This is a genomic window from Isoptericola sp. NPDC056618 (assembly GCF_042792715.1).
In the GTDB taxonomy this organism is placed as follows: Bacteria; Actinomycetota; Actinomycetes; order Actinomycetales; family Cellulomonadaceae; genus Isoptericola; species Isoptericola nanjingensis.
The window spans coordinates 189,087-208,737 of record NZ_JBHTVZ010000004.1 but is presented as its reverse complement, the minus strand read 5'-3'; the positions used below and the strand labels follow the sequence as shown (position 1 = coordinate 208,737).

Annotated in this window: 19 protein-coding genes; 8 read left to right on the top strand and 11 right to left on the bottom strand. The window is 74.4% G+C overall.

Features of this window, described 5'->3' with window-relative positions; all coding sequences use genetic code 11:
* Position 1: 1 nt before the first annotated feature.
* On the bottom strand, positions 2-1,261 hold the full coding sequence (locus ACFQ8T_RS08450) for a glycosyltransferase family 4 protein (protein WP_430546104.1): 1,260 nt from the start codon (positions 1,259-1,261) through the stop codon (positions 2-4).
* Between the two features lie 10 nt (positions 1,262-1,271).
* Complete coding sequence (locus ACFQ8T_RS08445; RefSeq protein ID WP_430546103.1) at positions 1,272-2,543, bottom strand: glycosyltransferase family protein; 1,272 nt, start codon at positions 2,541-2,543, stop codon at positions 1,272-1,274.
* Between the two features lie 139 nt (positions 2,544-2,682).
* Between ACFQ8T_RS08445 and ACFQ8T_RS08440 the strand changes: the two genes are divergently transcribed.
* Positions 2,683-4,065, top strand: coding sequence for a DUF4232 domain-containing protein (locus tag ACFQ8T_RS08440; protein ID WP_430546102.1), 1,383 nt, complete (start codon positions 2,683-2,685; stop codon positions 4,063-4,065).
* A gap of 9 nt (positions 4,066-4,074) precedes the next feature.
* On the opposite strand, the gene ACFQ8T_RS08435 is transcribed toward ACFQ8T_RS08440, so the two are convergent.
* Positions 4,075-5,922: a cytochrome c biogenesis protein CcdA gene (locus ACFQ8T_RS08435; RefSeq protein WP_430546101.1), complete on the bottom strand. Its 1,848-nt coding sequence runs from the start codon at positions 5,920-5,922 to the stop codon at positions 4,075-4,077.
* A 127-nt stretch (positions 5,923-6,049) separates the two neighbouring features.
* On the opposite strand from ACFQ8T_RS08435, the gene ACFQ8T_RS08430 reads away from it, so the two are divergent.
* On the top strand, positions 6,050-6,739 hold the full coding sequence (locus tag ACFQ8T_RS08430) for a fasciclin domain-containing protein (protein ID WP_430546100.1): 690 nt from the start codon (positions 6,050-6,052) through the stop codon (positions 6,737-6,739).
* A gap of 109 nt (positions 6,740-6,848) precedes the next feature.
* On the opposite strand, the gene ACFQ8T_RS08425 is transcribed toward ACFQ8T_RS08430, so the two are convergent.
* Together ACFQ8T_RS08425 and sigK are read right to left on the bottom strand one after the other, a co-directional pair.
* On the bottom strand, positions 6,849-7,574 hold the full coding sequence (locus ACFQ8T_RS08425; protein WP_430546099.1) for an anti-sigma factor domain-containing protein: 726 nt from the start codon (positions 7,572-7,574) through the stop codon (positions 6,849-6,851).
* The gene (gene sigK, locus ACFQ8T_RS08420) at positions 7,567-8,139 is read right to left on the bottom strand and encodes an ECF RNA polymerase sigma factor SigK (RefSeq protein ID WP_430546098.1); all 573 of its coding nucleotides are present in this window, start codon (positions 8,137-8,139) and stop codon (positions 7,567-7,569) included. The genes ACFQ8T_RS08425 and sigK overlap by 8 nt, the downstream gene beginning before the upstream one ends.
* 264 nt (positions 8,140-8,403) lie before the next feature.
* Here sigK and ACFQ8T_RS08415 point away from each other — a divergent pair, with 264 nt between their 5' ends.
* A complete protein-coding gene (locus ACFQ8T_RS08415; protein ID WP_430546097.1) occupies positions 8,404-9,387 on the top strand; it encodes a hypothetical protein in 984 nt (327 codons plus the stop codon).
* Positions 9,388-9,465: 78 nt separating this feature from the next.
* Here the strand turns inward: ACFQ8T_RS08415 and ACFQ8T_RS08410 are convergent, their stop codons facing one another.
* Positions 9,466-10,533 carry a 3-deoxy-7-phosphoheptulonate synthase gene (locus ACFQ8T_RS08410; RefSeq protein ID WP_430546096.1) on the bottom strand — a complete coding sequence of 356 codons (1,068 nt, stop codon included), beginning with the start codon at positions 10,531-10,533 and terminating at the stop codon, positions 9,466-9,468.
* Between the two features lie 37 nt (positions 10,534-10,570).
* Here ACFQ8T_RS08410 and ACFQ8T_RS08405 point away from each other — a divergent pair, with 37 nt between their 5' ends.
* The 5 genes from ACFQ8T_RS08405 to ACFQ8T_RS08385 all read left to right on the top strand — a co-directional run bounded on the left by ACFQ8T_RS08405 (position 10,571) and on the right by ACFQ8T_RS08385 (position 15,242).
* Positions 10,571-10,723 carry a hypothetical protein gene (locus tag ACFQ8T_RS08405; RefSeq protein WP_430546095.1) on the top strand — a complete coding sequence of 51 codons (153 nt, stop codon included), beginning with the start codon at positions 10,571-10,573 and terminating at the stop codon, positions 10,721-10,723.
* 283 nt (positions 10,724-11,006) lie between these two features.
* Positions 11,007-11,789 (top strand): SDR family oxidoreductase, encoded by a 783-nt coding sequence (locus tag ACFQ8T_RS08400; protein ID WP_430546094.1) that lies wholly within the window; start codon positions 11,007-11,009, stop codon positions 11,787-11,789.
* A 56-nt stretch (positions 11,790-11,845) separates the two neighbouring features.
* Positions 11,846-12,343, top strand: a complete 498-nt coding sequence (locus tag ACFQ8T_RS08395; protein WP_430546093.1) for an NUDIX domain-containing protein — start codon at positions 11,846-11,848, stop codon at positions 12,341-12,343.
* A 26-nt stretch (positions 12,344-12,369) separates the two neighbouring features.
* Positions 12,370-12,756, top strand: a complete 387-nt coding sequence (locus ACFQ8T_RS08390) for a DUF5655 domain-containing protein (protein ID WP_430546092.1) — start codon at positions 12,370-12,372, stop codon at positions 12,754-12,756.
* Between the two features lie 167 nt (positions 12,757-12,923).
* Positions 12,924-15,242 carry an immune inhibitor A domain-containing protein gene (locus ACFQ8T_RS08385; protein ID WP_430546091.1) on the top strand — a complete coding sequence of 773 codons (2,319 nt, stop codon included), beginning with the start codon at positions 12,924-12,926 and terminating at the stop codon, positions 15,240-15,242.
* Positions 15,243-15,298: 56 nt separating this feature from the next.
* On the opposite strand, the gene ACFQ8T_RS08380 is transcribed toward ACFQ8T_RS08385, so the two are convergent.
* The 5 genes from ACFQ8T_RS08380 to ACFQ8T_RS08360 form a co-directional block, all read right to left on the bottom strand.
* On the bottom strand, positions 15,299-16,030 hold the full coding sequence (locus ACFQ8T_RS08380; RefSeq protein WP_430546090.1) for a glutamine amidotransferase: 732 nt from the start codon (positions 16,028-16,030) through the stop codon (positions 15,299-15,301).
* The gene (locus tag ACFQ8T_RS08375; protein ID WP_430546089.1) at positions 16,027-16,995 is read right to left on the bottom strand and encodes a bile acid:sodium symporter family protein; all 969 of its coding nucleotides are present in this window, start codon (positions 16,993-16,995) and stop codon (positions 16,027-16,029) included. The genes ACFQ8T_RS08380 and ACFQ8T_RS08375 overlap by 4 nt, the downstream gene beginning before the upstream one ends.
* A gap of 72 nt (positions 16,996-17,067) precedes the next feature.
* Entirely contained in the window at positions 17,068-17,877 is an 810-nt protein-coding gene (locus tag ACFQ8T_RS08370; protein WP_430546088.1) for an ABC transporter permease, read from the bottom strand.
* Positions 17,874-18,857, bottom strand: coding sequence for an ABC transporter ATP-binding protein (locus tag ACFQ8T_RS08365; RefSeq protein ID WP_430546087.1), 984 nt, complete (start codon positions 18,855-18,857; stop codon positions 17,874-17,876). The genes ACFQ8T_RS08370 and ACFQ8T_RS08365 overlap by 4 nt, the downstream gene beginning before the upstream one ends.
* A gap of 34 nt (positions 18,858-18,891) precedes the next feature.
* Entirely contained in the window at positions 18,892-19,647 is a 756-nt protein-coding gene (locus ACFQ8T_RS08360; RefSeq protein ID WP_430546086.1) for a hypothetical protein, read from the bottom strand.
* Between the last annotated feature and the right edge of the window lie 4 nt (positions 19,648-19,651).

The window sequence follows — 19,651 nt, the reverse complement described above, 5'->3', positions numbered from 1 at the left end:
CTCATGCCGCCCTCCCCTCCGCGACGGTGGCCGCCGCGGTCTCCAGCACGTCCAGCAGGCGGCGGGACGTGCCGACGACGTCGAACTCCGCCTCGATGTGGGCGCGCGCGCCGTCGGCGAGGCGGGCTGCCTCGCCCGGGTCGTCGAGCAGGGCGCCGAGCGCCGCGGCGAGCGCGGGGGCGTCGCCGGGCGGCACGAGCCGGCCGGTCGCGCCGTCGCGCACCGCCTCGGGGATGCCGGTGACCGGCGTCGAGACGACGGGGGTGCCGAGGGCCATCGCCTCCAGCAGCACGGTGGGCAGGCCGTCGCGGTTGCCGTCGGCGCCGAGCACGCACGGCGCGGCGAAGACGGCGGCACGCGCGACCACGTCACGCACCCGGTCCTGCGGCAGCGGGCCGTGGAACGTCACGTGCTCCGCGCCGCACCGCAGCAGGCCGAGCGCGGCGGCGCGGTCGCGCAGCTCGGCCTCCTGCGGCCCGGAGCCGACGAGGTCGAGGTGCACCTCGCGGCCGGCCTCCACGAGGAGGGCGAGCGCGTCGAGGAGGTCGCCGAAGCCCTTCTTCTCGACGAGGCGCCCGACGGCGCACACGCGCCCGGGCCGTCGGGGCGCCGTCGTGCGGGCGTACTCGTCGAGGTCGAGCCCGTTGTACACGCGCACGACGGCGTCCGCGGCGGGCCCGTAGGTGTCGCGCAGGTAGGCGAGGTTGTGGTCGCTCACGGTCACGACGGCGCGCGCGTCGGCGAGCTTCGTCCGCAGGTCGGCCGGGTCCACCGACTCGTGGAAGATGTCCTTCGCGTGCGCGGTGAACGTGTACCCGATGCCGAGGACGGCGGCGGCGAGCCGCGCGACCGTCGTCGCGACCGACCCGAAGTGCGCGTGCAGGTGTGTCAGGCCGGCGTCGTGCGCGGCGGACGCGACCCACAGCGCCTGCACGGCGTCCTCCGGGTCGGCGGCGAGCAGGTCCGCGAGCACGGCGGCGGGCAGGCTGCGCAGGTCGAGCCGGTCGTGGGCCTCCGCGAGCGCCCACCACGCGTCCGACGCGCGGGCCGCACGCGGCACGAACCGGACCGGCGCGGCGACGTCGGCCAGCGCCGCGTGGAAGCGGGTGTCGACGGGGGCGCGCAACGAGAAGATCTCGATCTCCAGGCCGCGGCGCTCCAGGCCGCGGACCTCGTTGACGATGAACGTCTCCGAGAAGCGCGGGTACATCTTGGTCACGTAGCCGACGCGCGGGGTCGGTGCCGTCGTCGAGGGAGTCATGGGGGTGGTCTCAGGCCGTGGCACGGTGCTCCTCCTCCTGCTGGTCCTGCGGGTGCGGGGTGGCTGCCGCCGGGCGGGCGGCGGCTTCGTTCCGGTGGGCGAGCCGATCCACGAGCGCGTCGACGAGCTCCGGGACGCGCGACAGCCCGTCGAGGTCGACGTCGACCTCCGGGCGCCGGGCCGCGTCGTCGGCGGCGGTGCGGGCGAGCCAGGCGGCCACCCGCTCGGGGGTGATCGCGCCGACGAGGACGTCGAGCAGACCGAGGTCGGCGAGCCGGCGGGCCCGCACGAGCTGCTCGGCGCGGGGATGGGTGCGCGGCACGACGAGGCCGGGCCGGCCGGACGCCAGCAGCTCGCACACGGAGTTGTAGCCGCCCATCGTCACGACGGCGGCGGCGCCCTCGACCAGGGGCACGACGTCGCGCACGAACGCGTGCACCTCGAGGTCGTCGCGGCCGGCGGCGACGGCGTGCAGCCGGTCCCGCGTCGTCTCCGGCAGGTACGGCCCGGTGACGAGCACTCCCCGGTGGCCCACGGGCAGCGGCGCGGCGGCGAACGCCTCCGCGAGGGACGCGCCGTCCTGCCCGCCGCCGACCAGGCAGAGGACGTAGGGCGCCCCCTCGCGCACCGGCTCGGCGAGGGACGCGCGACCGCGACCGAGGTATCCGGTGAACACCGTGCGGGCGGCGATGTGGTCGGGCAGCGCGTACTCGGCGAGCGGGTCGTAGACGTGCGCGTCGCCGTACACCCACACCTCGTCGAAGAACCGCTCGACGACGGACGTGCTGCGCTGCTCGTGCCACTCGCGGACGGCGACCTCGGGGGTGTCGAGCACGTCGCGCAGCCCGAGCACGCACGCGGTCCCGCCCTCGGCGCGCAGCCGCCGCAGCGCGAGCAGCAGCTCGCCGCCGACGCCGAGCGGCACCTTGTCCACCACGAGCACGTCGGGGCGGAACGCGGCCAGCGCGCCGTCGAGCACGCCCGCCCGGACACGGACGACGTCGTCCAGCGTGCCGCCCCAGGCGCGTGGGCCGTAGCCCAGGTCCGGGTCCTTGCCGACGCGCGGCAGCGTCACGACCTCCGTGCGCTCCGGCAGGGGCAGGCTCGTCGCCTCCCGCGCGCCGGACAGGAGGAGCACGTCGACGTCCGGGTCGGCGTCCGCCACCGCGCGCGCCAGCAGCGACGTGCGCCGCACGTGGCCGAGGCCCTGCGTGTCGTGGGAGTAGAACGCGACCCGGCGTCGCGCCGGGAGCTCGGGTTCGACCGCTGAGATCTGTCGCACCCTGGTCACCCTGCGGAGGTTGCCTGAGTCACGGATGAGGCGACCATGAGGGGGTTCTCATCCGGAATGGCGCAGCATCTGCACAGGGCGCGCCCAGGTCCGCCGCTCACCCGTCCCGCGGGTCTGGCACGCTCCCGTCGTGACCCGACGACGCATCTTCGTGCTGGTGAGCGCCCTGATCGTGGCCGCCGCGCTCGCGGCTCTCGTCGCCGTCTGGCGCCCCTGGGACCCCGTGCCGGACGAGCTGCGCGCGGCCGCCAGCCGGGTAGCCGACCTCCCCGGCGTCGTCTCCGCGGAGGTCACCGGCTACGAGGTGGCCTTCCGCGACGCGAAGGACGGCGACGTCGCCCTCGCGACGGTCGACGTCGTGCTGGACGACGGGCTCTCCCCCGAGGCCGCGAGCGCGGCCGCCGCGCGGGCGGACGGTCTGCTCGCGGCAGCGCGGGTCGACGGGGTGCGTACGCTGTCCCGCACCACGGCGGTGCACACCGGCGACCCGCGGACCGTGCACGGCGTCGAGGTCTACCCGCTGACCGCGTGGGTGACCGAGGACGGCGACGCGTCCTCCGTCGCTGACGCCGTCGTCCTCCGCCGTGCGGGCGCGACGACGGTGAGCGGCGCCAGCGCGGAGGCGGCCGACGGAGAGGGACTCGTGCGGCTGGCGGAGGAGGCCGCGGAGCACAAGATCGCCGCGTCGCTCGGCACCGCCGACGACGCCGTACGGTACGACGCCTCCGGGCGCGTCCCCGTGGTGGCGGCCGCGCGGCTGGCCGTCGACGCGGCCGGGCGGCCGGGCGTGGCGTCGGTCGTCGTGCACGCGGAGTTCCCCGCGGGCACGACGGCGGCGGGCGACACCGCGCTGACGCTCCAGGTCGGCCTCGCCGGGCCGACGTCGTCCCCCGAGGCGGACGGCGTCGCGCGCTGGCTCGACGACCCCGCCCGCGACGCCGGGGGCCGCCACCTCGCGTACACGCTCACCGAGCCGGGCTACGCCGCGCGCGTCGACGGCTGGGTCGCGGCCGCGCCGCCTCCGACGCCCGAGGAGCACACCGTGCCGCTGCCCGCGGGCGTCGGGGCGTGGCCGGCCGACGACGACGCCCCTGCCTGCGCGGGCGACGACCTCCGCCTCACCCTCGGCACGCCGGACGCCGCGGCCGGCGGCCGGTATCTCGCCGTGCTCGCCGAGAACGTGTCCGGGCGGCCGTGCGCCCTCGACGGCGTGCCGCGGCTGACCTTCCGGGACGCCGACGGCGAGCCGCAGGACGACGTCACGACCGAGCCGTCCGCGCCCGGCGTCGTCGCGGGCCGCGTCGTCGTGCCGGTGGGCGAGCGCGCGCTGGCGACCGTGGAGTGGCGGGCCATGTCGACGGCGAACGACCCGGACGTCACCACGACGGTGGACGTCGTCGCCGTCCCGGACGGAGATCCGGTCCCGCTGGTCCCGATCACCGAGCTCGACGTGCTCGACGGCGCCGAGGTGCGCGTCGGCCCGTGGGCGCAGGGGGCGGAGGGCTGGTCGTGACCTGCCAGGTCACCCGAAGGTGAACGTGTAGACCGCGACGCCGTCGGGCACGTCGAGCTCCACGACGCCCTCGGTCGGCCCGTCCCCGCGCAGCACGTCGTACAGCGTCGGGTTCCCGGACACGTCGATCTCGCGCTCGGCGCGCACGCTGCCGTCGTCGGCGAGCACGCGGGCGGTGACCGTCCCCTCGCCGCCGAGGACGCTGAACACGTCGGTCGAGCGGTACGCGAGCCGCAGGGTCGCGTCGCCGGAGCCCGCCGTCGCGCCCTGGAAGTCGACGTCCCACGTGCCGCCGAGGGAGAAGGTGTCGCGCGGCTGGCCGTCCGGGTGGGAGTACGCCTCCCGGCCGGAGCCGTACTCGGGGGAGCCCGAGTAGTTGAACACCTTGTTGAGGGCGAGGTAGGTCTCCGGGGTCGTGTCCTCGCCGGGCGTCGTGTCCGCGACGTCCGTGGCGGGCGGCAGGTCGACGTCCGGGTCGGCGGCGCGCAGCAGGTCACGGACGTGCTGCTCGGTGACGTCGTAGCCGCCCTCCCCGTGCTTGATGTAGCGGACGGTGCCCTCGGCGTCGATCAGGTACTCGGCCGGCCAGTACCGGTTCCGGTACGTCGTCCACGTGGAGTAGGAGTTGTCCTGCGCGATCGGGTACTCGACGCCGAGGTCGCGGGCGCCGGCGACGACGTTGCGCGTCTCGCGCTCGAAGGCGAACTCCGGCGTGTGCACCCCGATCACCTCGAGGCCGGCGTCCTCGTACGCGTCGTACCAGGCGTTCACGTGCGGGACGGCGCGCTGGCAGTTGATGCAGGAGTAGGTCCAGAAGTCGATGAGCACGACCTTCCCGCGCAGGTCGTCCAGGTCCAGCGCCGCGCCGTCCGGGGTGTTGAGCCACCGCGTGATGCCGGTGAGCGGCGGAGCGGTGCCGCAGTCGGCCAGCTCCGCCGACCCGTTGGAGCAGTTCGACAGCTCCCGGTTCGCGTCGGTGACGATCCCGCCCAGGTCGAGCGCGTCCTGCACGGAGGCGTTCTCGTCCACCTGCTGCTGCAGCGCGCCGGTGTAGTCCGGCAGCGCGCGCTGCAGCTGCTGGGGCAGGTTCAGCGCCAGGGCCCCCGCCAGCAGGAGGACGACGACGCCGCCCGTGACCCGGATGCCGCGCTGGTGGCGGCGGAACGCCGAGACCCGTTCCGCGACGCGTCGTCCGGCGAGCGCGAAGACCAGCAGCGGCACCGCCGCGCCGACGGCGAACGACACCGTGAGGGCCACCGTCCCCGGCCCGATGTCGCCCGTCGCGCCGGCGACCGTGATCGCCGCGAGGACCGGGCCGGCGCACGGCACGTAGAGCACCCCCAGCCCGAGGCCGAGCAGGAACGCGCCCCGGTCCTGGCCTGCCGCGCGGCGCGACCCCAGCGACGCGAGCCGCAGGAAGGGGCGCTCCAGCACCTCCTCGAACCGCGGCACGATCATCCCGACCCCGAGGGCCGCGAGCAGCACGATGCCGACCCAGCGCAGCAGGTCCTGCGGCAGCCCGAGCGCGCCCAGGACCAGCGAGCCCAGCAGCGTCATCGCGCTGAAGCTCAGCACCAGGCCGGCGATGACGAGGTACGGGCGCCACGACCGCGCACGGGCGCGGGCGGGCCGGTCCGCCAGGTCGACGGCGGCTCCCCCGCCGGTCGGCGCGACGCCCGTCTCGACCTGCCCGCCCGCACCGGTGCGCACCGCCGTCGGCACGTCGAACCGCAGCGCCGGTTCGCGCGCGCCCTGCACCCCGCCGGCGAAGAAGATCACCGGGAGCATCGGCAGGATGCACGGCGAGATGCCGGTGATGAGGCCACCGAGCAGACCGATCAGGACCAGGGTCTCCATGCCCGTCGTTCGGAACCGCGGGGCCGGCGGATGGGGTCGCGGACGACACCCATCCGACGCGGCGCCCGCTCCGAACCCCCGTCGAGCGCCCCGGACCGGAGGGGCGACGACGCAAGGAGAGAGAACGATGAACGTCCGCACTCGCACCCGCACCGCCGCCGCCGGCTTCGCCACCCTGGCCCTGCTGGGGCTCGCCGCCTGTTCGTCCGACTCCGGCTCCGACGCCGCCGGGTCCGGCTCCGAGGAGACGATGGCCGAGGAGTCGCCGATGGCCTCCGACGAGCCGTCGGACGAGATGAGCGAGGACATGTCCGCCGACCTGGCGGCGAACCTCGTCGGCCCCGGCTGCGACGCCTACGCCGAGCAGGTGCCCGACGGCGCCGGCTCCATCACGGGCATGTCGACCGACCCGGTCGCCGTGGCCGCGTCCAACAACCCGATGCTCACCACGCTGACGAAGGCCGTCAGCGGCGAGCTCAACCCCGACGTCGACCTGGTCGACACCCTCAACGGCGGCGAGTTCACCGTGTTCGCGCCGGTCGACGACGCGTTCGCCGAGGTGGACAAGGAGACCCTCGACACCCTCGCCACGGACGCCGACCTCCTGACCACGGTGCTCACCTACCACGTGGTACCCGGCCAGATCCTGCCCGAGGACATCGCCGGGGAGCACGAGACCGTCCAGGGCGACACCCTCGAGGTCACCGGTTCCGGCGACGAGCTCAAGGTCAACGACGCCAACGTCGTCTGCGGCGGCGTGATGACCCAGAACGCCACCGTCTACCTCGTCGACTCGGTGCTGATGCCGCCGATGTGACGCCGCTCCGGGGACCCCGGTCGTCCGTCACGAGGCTCGCAGGGCCGCCGCACGCAGGGGGTGCGGCGGCCCGGCGTGCGTGGACCTCCCGCGGCCGGCGCCCGGGGAGTCAGGACTCGATCGCCAGCACGGGGTCGGTGGTCGGCTGAGCCGAGCCTCCCGCGGGCTCCAGCGTCACCGCGACCACGTGCCCGGCGCCGCCCTGGACGAGCGCGCGCGACACGCCGCCGGAGGCCGCCGGCATCAGGCCTGCCGACACGGGCGTGTCGTCGGCGACGATCCACAGCTGCCAGTCGTGACCCTCACCGGGGGCGGGCATGCCCTCGGCGGAGACCAGGACGTCGTCGCCGGAGACCAGGGCGGTGGCCTCGCCTCCGCCCTCCACGGGTGCCGTGACGAGGCGGGCGTCCGGGTCGGCGAGCATCTGCGCGACGCGGTCCGCCTGCGCCTCCAGCCGGGTCGCCTCGCGGTGCTCCTGGACGGCGATCGTGGTCGGCACGGCGACGGCGACCACGGCGGCCGCCGCGGCGGCGACCAGGCCCCACCGACGGCGCGGCCGGGCGGCCGGCGCCACGGGCACGGCGGTCGCCCCCCGCGCGGCGTCCTGCGGGGTGCCTGCTACCCGCGCGAGCACCGCGTCGCGCACGTGCGCCGGCGGCTCCTCCTCCACCGCGAACGCGGCGACGACGTCGCGGTACTCGTCGAGGGCGCGCCGCGCGTCGGGGTCGGACTCCAGCAGCCGCTCGACGGCGCGCCGCTCCAGGTCGTCCACGGCGTCGAGGGCGTACGCGGGGAGCAGGTCCCAGGCGTCGCGCGTCGTGTCGTCGTCAGGCACGGGCCACCCCCAGGCAGTCGCGCAGGCGGCCGAGGCCGTCGCGGATCCGGCTCTTGACCGTCGGCAGCGCGGCGCCGAGGCGCTCTGCGACCTCGCGGTACGTGCGGCCGCCGTAGTAGGCCTCGACGACGGCCTCCCGCTGCGTCGCCGTGAGCGAGTCGAGGCAGCGTCGTACCGCCGCGCCCTCGAGCCTCCGCTCGACGTCCTCGGCGACGACGTCGTGCACGGGGGTCGCGGTCGAGGCGTCGAGGTCGCGCTGGTCGCGGTCGCGCCGGGACTGCTCCGCGCGGACACGGTCCACGGCCCGCCTGCGGGCGAGCGTCGCGACCCAGGTGCGCGCGGAGGCGCGCGCCGGGTCGAACCGGGCTGCGGTCTGCCACACCTCCACCATCACCTCCTGCGTCACCTCGGCGGCGTGGTCCGGGTCGCGGAGCACGCCGACGGAGACGCCGTACGCGACGGGCGCGAGCGCGTCGTAGACGGGCCCGAACGTGGCCGGGTCCGCGCCGACGCACGCCACGAGGGCGGCGTCGGCCGACCTCGGAGGCGTCGTGGCTGGCGGCACCTGGCCAGTCTGCCGCACCGGCCCGGCCGGATCGATCGCCATCGGCTCCCCGCGTGTCCGATCCCGGACCGTCCGGGACACCCGTGGTTCGGCGCGATCGGCGTCCCGGATGGGCCTCAGGGGTGTGCCGCTGGTCACTCCCCCGGCAACGTCCGTCCCTGCACACTGCTCTCAGCCGGCGGGAAGACCCGCTCCAGGGACGGAGGTCGGGCTGCCTGTGGAGAACGGGCCCGGCGGCGGCTCCGTCCTGGTGCACTCGGACGCGTGCCTCGACGTCTGCCGCCCGTGCCCGACCCGCTGCTGGCCGTCGCCGGTCGGCAGGCGGGGCTGGTGTCCGTCGGGCAGTGCCTGGAGCATGGCGTGACCCGCGACCAGGCCGCGGCGCACGTCCGGCGCGGCGACTGGCAGGTGGCGGCACGGACGGTCTACGACGTCGGGCCGGCGTACGGCACGCATCCCGTCGACCACGCCCGACGACGTGCGGCGGTCCTCGGGGTGCTCGCCCACCCGGGTGCGGTCGCGACAGGCCTGTGCGCGCTGGTCCTGCACGGCGTGCTGGGAGCTCCGCAGGTCGTCGAGCCCGAGGTCACCCTGCCCACCGGGGCCGCCCGCCGGCCGCGCCCGCCGGTACGCCTCCGTCGGATCGTGGTCCGGGCACGCACCGCCCCCGGCGGGTTCCCGGCGGCCACGGTCCCGGACGCGCTGGTCCAGGCGGTGCCTGCGCTGGACCGGAGGCACGCGGTGGCCCTCATGGACTCGGCCCTGCACCAGCGGCTCCTCACCCCGTCGGAGCTGACGGCGGCGCACGCCTCTGCCGCACGCCACCCCGGGATCGCACGCACCCACGGCTGGTGGCCGTCGGCCGACGGGGACGCGGAGTCACCGGCCGAGACCTGGGCACGCCTGTCCTGCGTCGACTCCGGGTGTCCGCCTGACGTCCTGCAGCTCCCGGTCGCCGATGGTGAGGGGCGGCCGTTCGCCCGCATCGACCTGGCCTGGCTGCTGCCCGACGGCCGGGCGCTCCTCGTCGAGATCGACGGTCGGGACGTGCACTCGACCCCCGAGGCGGTCTTCGCCGACCGCCGGCGACAGAACCGCATCGTGACCCCGCAGACCGTGGTCCGGCGCTTCTCGGGCCGGGACGCCTGGCGCGGCGAGGTGGGGCCGGCCGTGCGCCGGGAGCTGCTCGCCGCCGGTTGGTACCGGCGTCCCGTCCGCCCGGGGATCGTGCTGCGGCTCGACCGCTGACACGCGGCCCGACGTCCGTCCCCGGCGCCTGTCGTCCCCCAGGCGGAAGGCGGCAAGCAGGGACGGACGTCGGCCCGGTCAGCCCTCCCGACGCTCCCGCACGGCGGCGGCGAGGACGCCGAGCAGGTCGGCCGTGGTGTCCCAGTCGAGGCACGCGTCGGTGACGGACTGGCCGTAGACGAGGCCGTCGAGCGGCCCCGGCTTCTGGGCGCCCGCCACGAGGAAGCTCTCCATCATCAGCCCGGTGACGTCCCGCTCGCCGTCGGCGACGCGCGCCGCGAGCTCCCGCACCACCTCGGCCTGGCGCACGTGGTCCTTGCCGGAGTTGCCGTGCGACGCGTCCACCACGACGCCCGCCTCCACGGCCCCGCCGAGGCCGGACGTGCGCGCCACCGCCAGCGCGTCCGCGACGTCCTTCTCGGAGTAGTTCGGGCCGCCGCGCCCGCCGCGCAGGATGACGTGGCAGTCCGGGTTGCCGGTCGTCTCGACCGCGGCCGCGCGCCCCTCCGCGTCCGCCCCGAAGAAGGTGTGCTCGCTCGCCGCCGTGATGCACCCGTCGACGGCGATCTGCACGTCGCCGTCCGTCGCGTTCTTGAACCCCACCGGCATCGACAGGCCGGACGCGAGCTGCCGGTGCACCTGCGACTCCGCGTTGCGCGCGCCGATCGCGCCCCAGGTCACGGCGTCGGCGATGTACTGCGGGCTCGTCGGCTCGAGGAACTCGCACGCGGCGGGTACGCCGGCGTCGAGCACGCCCAGCAGCACCTCGCGCGCCAGGCGCAGCCCGTGGTGCACGTCGTGGGAGCCGTCCAGGTGCGGGTCGTTGATGAGGCCCTTCCAGCCCACCGTGGTGCGCGGCTTCTCGAAGTACACCCGCATCACGACGACCAGGTCGTCCGACAGCTCGCGCGCCACCGGCGCCAGACGTCGGGCGTAGTCGAGCGCGGCGGCCGGGTCGTGCACGGAGCACGGGCCGACGATGACGAGCAGGCGGTCGTCCTCGCCGCGCAGGACGTCGCGCACCTCGCGTCGGGACGTCGTGACGAGGTCGCTGCGCGGGGTGCCGAGCGGCAGCTCCGCCCGCATGGCGCCCGGCGCGGGCAGCGGGTCGAGCGCGCGGACCCGCAGGTCGGAGGTCTCTGCCATCAGGTCAGTATGCGGCCGGCCGGTATCGGACGGCGCGGTGCGGGCGGTGGTGGCGGGCGTGGTGCCGGTGGCGGTGCTCATCGTGGGGCTCCTGGAGGGTGTCGGCGGCGGGGCGGTCGGGGTGGGGCTCGGCGTCGTCGTCGTGACTTCTCGAACCGTGGTCCATGCCCGACCGGAGCGGCCCGTCTGACGACGAAGGGCCCGGACGCACGATGCGTCCCAGGCCCTGTGCTGGCTCCGGTGAAGTGGTGTCGGTCAGGCGTCAGCCCGCCGAGCCCCTACCGGAGCCGGCGTAAAGCGCCAATACCAACGGATGTCCACGGCCACGACGGTACGTCGCACCTCCCGGGTCCGTCCACTCGCGTCCATCATCCGGTCCGTCCGCGCCGCGACCGGCGCGCGAGCATCCGTCCTCGTCCCTAGCGTCGAGACGGTCGAGAGGTCGAGGTGTCAGTCACAGAGGGGCGGGGACGATGCAGGGTCTGGACGGCAAGGTCGCGCTGGTCACGGGTGCGGGGTCGGGCATCGGGCGCGCGACGGCGGTGCTCCTCGCCCGCGAGGGGGCCACGGTGGTCGCGCTCGGACACCGGCAGGAGAGCGCCGACGACGTCGCCGACGAGATCCGGAGCGGCGGCGGCACGGTGCTGCCCGTGGCGGCCGACGTCGCGGACGCCGGCGCCGTGCGCGACGTGGTCGCCCGGGTCGAGCGCGAGCTCGGCCGGCTCGACGTCGTCGTCGCCAACGCCGGCGTGAACGGCGTCTGGGCCCCGCTCGAGGAGCTGACACCGCAGGAATGGGCCGACACGATCGCCACGAACCTCACCGGGACGTTCCACACCCTGCGGTTCGCGGCGCCCCTGCTCGTGCGGCAGGGCGGCGCGGTCGTCGTGGTGTCGTCGATCAACGGCACCCGGACGTTCAGCAACTCCGGCGCCTCGGCCTACGCGACGAGCAAGGCCGGCCAGGTCGCGTTCGCCCGCATGGCCGCCGTCGAGCTCGGCCCGCGCGGGGTGCGCGTCAACTCCGTGTGCCCCGGGGCGATCGACACCGAGATCGGCGACAACACCGAGCAGCGGCACACCGAGGACCTCGGCGTGCCCGCCGAGTTCCCCGAGGGACAGATCCCGCTGACGGGCGAGCAGCCCGGCGTGGCCGCGCAGGTCGCGGCGACCATCGCCTACCTCGTGTCCGACGCGGCGAGCCACGTGACCGGCACGGAGGTGTTCGTCGACGGCGGTCAGTCGCTCGTCGCCTGACGACGGCCCCGGCGGCGGCCCGGCGATCGGCGCCGGACGGCCGTAGGGTCGGCGACATGCCCGTCCCCGACTTCGTCGCCGCCCTGCGCTCCCACGTCGGCCACGACCTGCTGTGGCTGCCGGGCGTGTCCGCCGTCGTGCTCGACGACGACGGCCGGCTGCTGCTCGGACGCCGCGCCGACAACGGCCTGTGGGCGGTGGTCTCCGGCATCCTCGAGCCGGGAGAGGACCCGGCCGTCGGGCTGGCCCGCGAGGTGCGCGAGGAGACGGGCGTCGACGTCGTGGTCGACGCGCTCGTGGCGGTCACCGTCACACCGCCTGTCGAGTACCCGAACGGCGACCGCTCGCAGTACCTCGACCTGTGCTTCCTGTGCCGCGCGACGAGCCCCGCGTCGGCCGCACGGGCGCACGTCGCCGACGACGAGTCCACCGAGGTCGCCTGGTTCGCGCCCGACGACGTCCCCGCGGACCTCGCCGTCTCGTCCGCCGAGCGGATCGGCCACGCCCTCGGCTGGCTCGCCGCCGGCTCCGGAGCCCCCTCCTTCGTGCGCTGACCGCCCGCCCGAGAGGACCGCGACCCGTGCCGACGCCCGCCACGCCGTCCACCCCCGAGGACCTGTTCGCGCACTCCCCCACGGGCCTGACGATCTGCCGGGCGTTCGCGGCGCTCGTCGCGGAGGTGACCGGCGACGACGTCACGACGCGCACCACGAAGACGCAGGTCGCGTTCCGCCGCAGGCGCGGGTTCGCGTTCGTCTGGCCGCCGTGGGTGGGGGTGCGCGACCACGTCGACGCGCCCGCCGTCGTCTCGTTCGTCCTCCCCCGCGAGGACCGCTCCCCGCGGGTGACGCAGGTGGTGCACCCGACGTCCAGCGCGTGGACCCACCACGTCGAGGTCCGTGACCCGGCCGAGCTGGACGGCGAGGTCGCCGCCTGGGTGCGCGAGGCGTACGACGCCGCGGGCTGACGACGTCCCCGCCGGTCAGCGACACGTGTCCTGTTCGTCTCGCGGGTGAAACCTGGAAGTGGTTATGTGTGCCCCGCCACAGTTTGCCCCGGCGCACCGACGCGCCCCGGCACGACGGTGCCCGGCCCCCACGGCCGGGTCGCTCCGACACCCCTGGAGGAAAAACCGTGAGAGCACGCACCACGAGCGCGTTCGGCGCAGCGGGAGCCCTGCTGACCGCCGCCGTCCTCGCCCCGGGCCTCGCCGCGTCGGCGTCATCGGCGCCCGCGTCCGACGCCCCACCGTCCGACCCCGCGGCGCACGTCAAGGAGGACGACCGTCCCGACCCGCTGGCCGAGAAGCGCACCGCGCTCAAGCAGGAGGCCGTCGACCGCGTCGCCATGGGTGACGCCACCGTGCAGACCCGGGGCAAGGGCGCCCACACGTCGAAGTCGGTGAAGGTCGGCAAGAACCAGTGGGTCGAGTACGAGACCGAGCAGACGGCGCAGCTGCTCACCTTCCTGGTCGACTTCGGCGACCAGGCCGACACGCGCTTCCCCGACGCGCCGCAGTCCGGCCCGAAGCACAACGAGATCCCGGAGCCCACGCGCAGCGACAACTCCACCTACTGGGAGCCGGACTTCTCCCAGGAGCACTACGAGGAGATGTTCTTCACCGGGCTGGAGGACCAGGGCGGCGAGTCGTTCGCCGGGGTCTACGACGAGATGTCCTCGGGCCGCTTCGACCTGCAGGGCGACGTCTCCGACTGGGTCACGGTCCCGTACAACTCGGCGTCCTACGGTCAGACCGAGTCGAACACGGACATGACGCGCTTCGTGCAGGACTCCGCCGACGCGTGGTACGCCGACCAGGTCGCGCAAGGCAAGACGGCCGAGGAGATCGACGAGTACCTGAAGTCGTTCGACGTCTGGGACCGTTACGACATCGACGGCGACGGGATCTTCGACGAGCCGGACGGCTACATCGACCACTTCCAGGCCATCCACGCGGGCGAGGGCGAGGAGGCCGGCGCCCCGGAGTCGGCCATCTGGTCGCACCGGTGGGCGGTCAACCCGCTGGGCACCGACGGCCCGGCCGGGTTCCCGAAGGTCGGCGGCATCAAGATCGGCGACTCCGACCTCTGGATCCGTGACTACACGACGGAGCCGGAGAACGGCGGGCTCGGCGTCTTCGCGCACGAGTTCGGCCACGACCTCGGCCTGCCCGACTACTACGACACCGAGGGCGGCGAGAACGGCACCGCCTTCTGGACCCTCATGAGCTCCGGCTCGTGGCTCGGCCACGGCGACGGCACCATCGGCACCACGCCGAACCACATGGGCGCCACGGAGAAGATGTTCCTGGGCTGGCTCGACTACGCCACCGTCGACCAGGGCGAGCGCGCCACGGTCAAGCTCGGCCCGTCGTACCACGCGACGACGAACTCGCAGGCCGTCGTCGTGAACCTCCCGGACGGCGTCAAGGACGTCGACCTCGGCGTCGACCCCTACGACGGGGAGTTCGCCTACTCCGGCACCGGCAGCAACGCGAACTACACGCTCACGTCGCCGTCGTTCACCGTGCCCGACGGGGCGTCCCTCACCGCCAAGGTGCAGTACGCGATCGAGCCCGGCTACGACCACGCCTTCGCGGACGTCTCGACCGACGGCGGCGACAGCTGGGAACCGCTGGCGACGAACCTCTCCGACGAGGACGCCAACGGCGGCATCTCGGGCGACTCCGGCAAGAAGTGGGTGGACCTCACCGCCGACCTCGCCGACTACGCCGGCCAGGACGCCCAGGTCCGGTTCCGCTACCAGAGCGACGGCGGCCTGAACCTCAAGGGCTTCATGGTCGACGACGTGGCCGTCGGCGACGCGCTGACCGAGGACTTCTCCGACGGGTTCGGGGACTGGACGAACGACGGCTTCCACGTCATCGGGGCGGACGGCACGTACGAGGTCGAGTTCTCGCACTACTACGTGGCGGAGAACCGGCAGTACGCCGGCTACGACACGACCCTGAAGACCGGGCCGTACAACTTCGGCTGGACGCTCTCGAAGCCGAACACCGTGGAGCACTTCCCGTACCAGGACGGCCTGCTGGTCTGGTACGCGAACAGCTTCTACGGCGACAACAACACGTCGCAGCACCCGGGCGGCGGGCAGGCCCTGCCGGTCGACGCGAACGCGCAGGCGCTGCGGTGGTCGGACGGCGCGCTCGCCCGCAACCGCATCCAGTCGTTCGACGCGACGTTCGGCCTCGGCAAGTCCGACGCGTTCACCCTGCACCGGGAGACCGCGGCGGGCATGACGACGCTGCGGACGTGGAAGGAGAAGGCGGAGAGCGTCTTCAACGACAAGGACCCGTACGCGTACTACGACGAGTCCAACCCGGGCGGCTCGGTCATCGTCGGCGGCACGGGCACGAAGATCGCCGTGAAGTCGGTGAACTCGAAGAACGGCGTGATGACGGTGGACGTCACCACGCCCCGCAACCGCGGCTGACCCGCCGACCCGTCAGGGCCACGTGCACGGGAACGTGCGCGTGGCCCTGACGGGTCTCAGCGGGCGTAGCGGGTCACGAAGTTCCGCAGGATGCGCATGGGGTCGGTGACCCGGTGCTCGCGGGAGAGCGCGACGATGCGGTCACCCTCCTCGGGCGGGAAGTACCCGTAGGTCCGGTACACCTCGACCCGCTGCTCGATGCCGGCCAGGTCCAGCTCGGGGTGGAACTGCGTGGCGTAGAGGTTCCGGCGCACGCGGAACATCTGCACGGGCGCGTCGGCGGACCGGGCGAGCAGGGTGGCCGACGGCGGCAGCTCGCGCACCGCCTCTTTGTGGCCCAGGTACGCGGTGAACCGGGCGGGCATCCCCGCGAGCAGCGGGTCCGCCAGCCCCTCCGGGGTCAGCTCGATCTCGGCGGGGCCCACCGGCTCGGCGTAGGTGCGGTCGACGACGCCGCCCTGGTGGGTGCCGAGCGTCCCGACGCCGTAGCAGGCGCCGAGGAACGGGAAGTCGCGCTCCACGAGCACGTCGAGCAGGCCCGCCATCTCCCGCTCCACGCGGTGCTGGACGGCCGACTTCTCGTCCTCGGGGTCGGAGGAGTTGAACGGCCCGCCCCCGACGATCACCCCGGACAGCTCCTCCGGGTCGACGCGCGGCAGCGGCTCCCGCTCGAGCCGCACGCGGCGCAGGGACGCGGGCCTCAGCCCGGAGTAGCGCAGGACGGCGTCGTACTCGCCGTCGGCCGCGGCGTCCTCCGCGCGGGTACCGAGGAAGAGGAACGGCCTCACGGCTGCAGGCTAGACGCCCTCTCGGCCGCACGCCGGTCGTCCACGGCCACGGGCCGCCGCGCCCAGAACGACGCGAGGATCGACCCCGACACGTTGTGCCAGACCGAGAACAGCGCAGCGGGCAGGGCCGCCGCCGGCGTGAAGTACGTGGTGGCGAGGCTGGCCGCGAGCCCGGAGTTCTGCATCCCCACCTCGACGCTCACCGCGCGGCGGGCCGCCTCGTCCAGCCGGGCCAGGGTCGCCGCCCCGTACCCGAGCAGCAGGCCGAGGCCGTTGTGCAGGATGACGGCGAGCGCCACGAGGATGCCGGTGCTGAGCACGGCGTCGGCGTTGGCGGCCACGATCCCGGCGACCACGATCACGATGCCGAGCACGGAGACCAGCGGCAGGTAGGGCAGCAGGTACCGCTCCACGATCCCGCCCGCGAACGCCCGCACCAGCAGCCCCGCGAGGACCGGGAAGAGCACGATCTGCACGATGGACGTGACGAGCGCGCCGTAGGTGACGTCGAGCTGCGAGCCCGCGAGCCACAGCACCAGGGCCGGGGTGAGCAGCGGTGCCAGCAGCGTGGACACCGACGTCAGCGTGACCGACAGGGCCGTGTCGCCCTTGGCCAGGTAGACGATGACGTTGGACGCCGTGCCGCCGGGGGCGGCGCCGACGAGGATCATGCCGATCATCGCGTCGCCCTCGAGCCCGAACAGGTGCCCGATCCCCCAGGCGAGCAGCGGCATGATCGTGAACTGCGCGACCACGCCCAGCAGCACCGCCCAGGGCCGCCGCACGACGAGCCCGAAGTCGGAGCCCCGCAGCGTGAGCCCCATCCCGAACATGATGATCCCGAGGAACAGCGGCGTCTGCTCCGCGATAGGGGCGAGGGCGGTCGGGGCCAGCAATCCCGCCACCCCGCCCAGCACCACGAGCACCGCGAACCACTTCCCGGCGAGCTCAGCCACTCTGCGCATGGGGTGGGACCTTACTCCCGTGCGCGGTCGAGCCTGCCGGGACCCGCGGGGGCCGGCAGGCTCGACCGGTCGTCACGTCCAGCGGAAGAGCCGGGCCGCGAGGGGCAGCAGCACGGCCGTCCACACGACCATGACGACCACCTGGAGCATGGGGAAGCCCTCCCCGAACCAGCCCGTGTCCATCGCCTGCGCCGCCGCGCCCATCGGGCTGTACTGGCCGATCTGCCGGATGACGTCCGGCATGATCGGGCCCGGTGTCCACAGGCCCGCGAGGAACAGCAGCGGGAAGTAGACGAGCGACCCGACCGCGTTGGCCGTCGAGGGCTTGTTGACCACGGCGGACAGCAGCATGCCGAGGGAGAACATCGACAGCATCCCCAGCACGAACGAGAGGGCGACGATCCCGAGCTGGGTGGGGCGCACGATGCCGAACGCGAGCTGCGCCACCAGGAGGGCGAGGGCCGACCCGACGAGCGTGGTGACGACGTTGATGACCAGGTGCACCACGATGAGGCTCTGCGGGCGCATGGGCGTCGTGGACAGCCGCCGCAGCACCCCCTTGTCGCGGAAGGTGGCGAACGTGACCGGCAGCGACATGACCGCGAGCGTGCCGACGGACATGGCGAGCACGGTGGGCAGGAAGGTCGCGATCGCCGGAACCCCGTACCAGAGCGAGTCCGGCGGGGCGTCCGTGATCGGGTCCCTCATCCCGGGGATGGCGAACCCCACGCCGAGCAGGATGACCGACGGGAAGAGGATCCCGAAGAACACCGACCCGAAGTCGCGCAGCCACACGGTGGTCTCGATGCGCAGCAGGGGCCCGAACCCGCTCCAGCGGTTGCGGGTCGTCCGCGCGGGGGCGGTGGCGACGGCGGTGGTCATGACCGGGCTCCTTCGGTGACGAGGACGGACTGCGACTCGGGGTCGTACGTGCGGCCGGTGACGGCGAGGAAGACGTCCTCCAGGGACCGGGAGACGGTGCGGACGTCGTCGGGCACGAGGTCGGCGGCGGCGAGCGCCGGGACCAGGGAGAACAGCACGCGCCGGGTGCCCGTGACGGCGAGCTCGACGTCGGACCCGTCGACCGCGGCCACGCCCTCGACCTCGGCGTCCCGGTCGGCCAGGACGGCGAGCTCGCGGCGGCCGCGCTCGACGTCCTGCGGAGCGAACCGCACGACGACGGTGCGCCCGCCCTCGAGCCCGTCGATCAGCGCGGCGGGGGTCCCCTCGGCGACGACCTTCCCGGCGTCGATGACGACCAGGCGGTCGCAGAGGCGCTCGGCCTCCTCCATGAAGTGGGTGACCAGCAGGATCGTCACGCCCGTGGCGCGCACCCGCTCCACGAGGTCCCAGGTGGCGCGCCGCGCCTGCGGGTCGAGGCCCGTGGTGAGCTCGTCGAGGACGGCGATCTCCGGGTTCCCGATCAGCGCCAGGGCGATGGACAGTCGCTGCTTCTGACCTCCGGAGAGCTTGGCGAACTGCCTGTCGGCGTGCTCGGTGAGATCGAGCAGGTCGAGGAGCTCGGCCGGGTCGGCCGGGTCGCTGTAGAAGCCGGCGAACAGCCGCAGCGCCTCCCCCACGGTGATCTTGTCGTGCAGCGTGGCCTCCTGGAGCTGCACGCCCAGGATGTCCTTGACGGCCGCCGGGTCGCGCTGCGTGTCGATGCCGCGCACCCGCACGGTGCCGCCGTCGGCCTGTCGCAGGCCGGCGAGCGTCTCGACAGTGGTCGTCTTGCCGGCCCCGTTGGGGCCGAGGATGCCGAAGATCTCACCGGGTTGGACGGCGAACGACACGTCGTCCACGGCCACCTTCGGTCCGTACGTCTTGCGGAGGTTGCGGACCTCCACGATGGGCTCTGCCATCTCGGGTCTCCTTCGCTTCTTCTCGGGTGGTGCGTCAGGGTCGGAACGGGACGGGGTGGAGCATGCGGGTCGCGACGACGGCGGCCAGCGCGGCCGCGACGAGCGCCCCGCCGACGGTGCCGACCACGCCGAGCGCGACGTCGTCGTACCCGCCGCGCAGCCAGAGGGCGAACAGCCCGGTGCGGGTGGCGAGGTCCGCCAGCGCGGCCGGCACCAGGAGCGGGAGGACGAGCAGGTTGCCGCGCAGGCCGCCGAAGCGCCGGTAGCCGGCCACCAGGGCGATGCCGACCATCAGGTAGGTGACGACGACGAGCGTCTCCCCCACGACCTGGACGACCACCCCGGTGGGGGTGTCGACGCCCAGCGGGGCAGCGGGGCCCTGCCAGTACCGGTCGAGCCGCTCGTACACCGCACGCTCGGCGAACGTGAGGAGCACGCCGAGGACGGCGAGGACCGGCCCGGCGAGGACCGCGGCGCGCAGCCCGCCGTCGACGAAGGACCGGCGTGTGCCGCCGGCCGCGACGTGCACGGTGAGCGAGCCCGCGGTGAGCACGACGCCGACCGCGAAGGCGACCCAGCGCACGGGGCCGCCCGCGGCGTCGTAGGTGAGGCCGTCCGCCTCGCCGCCCCAGCGCTCGACGATCCAGGGGAGGCTGAGCACCAGCAACGCCCAGCCCGCCCAGAACCAGAGACCGGCGAGGAGGACGGCGTGCAGGAAGCGGCGCCGGGCGGCGCGGGTCGCGGAGCGGTGGTGCGCGCGGCCGGGAGTCGCGAGGCCGGTGGTGGTCATGGCG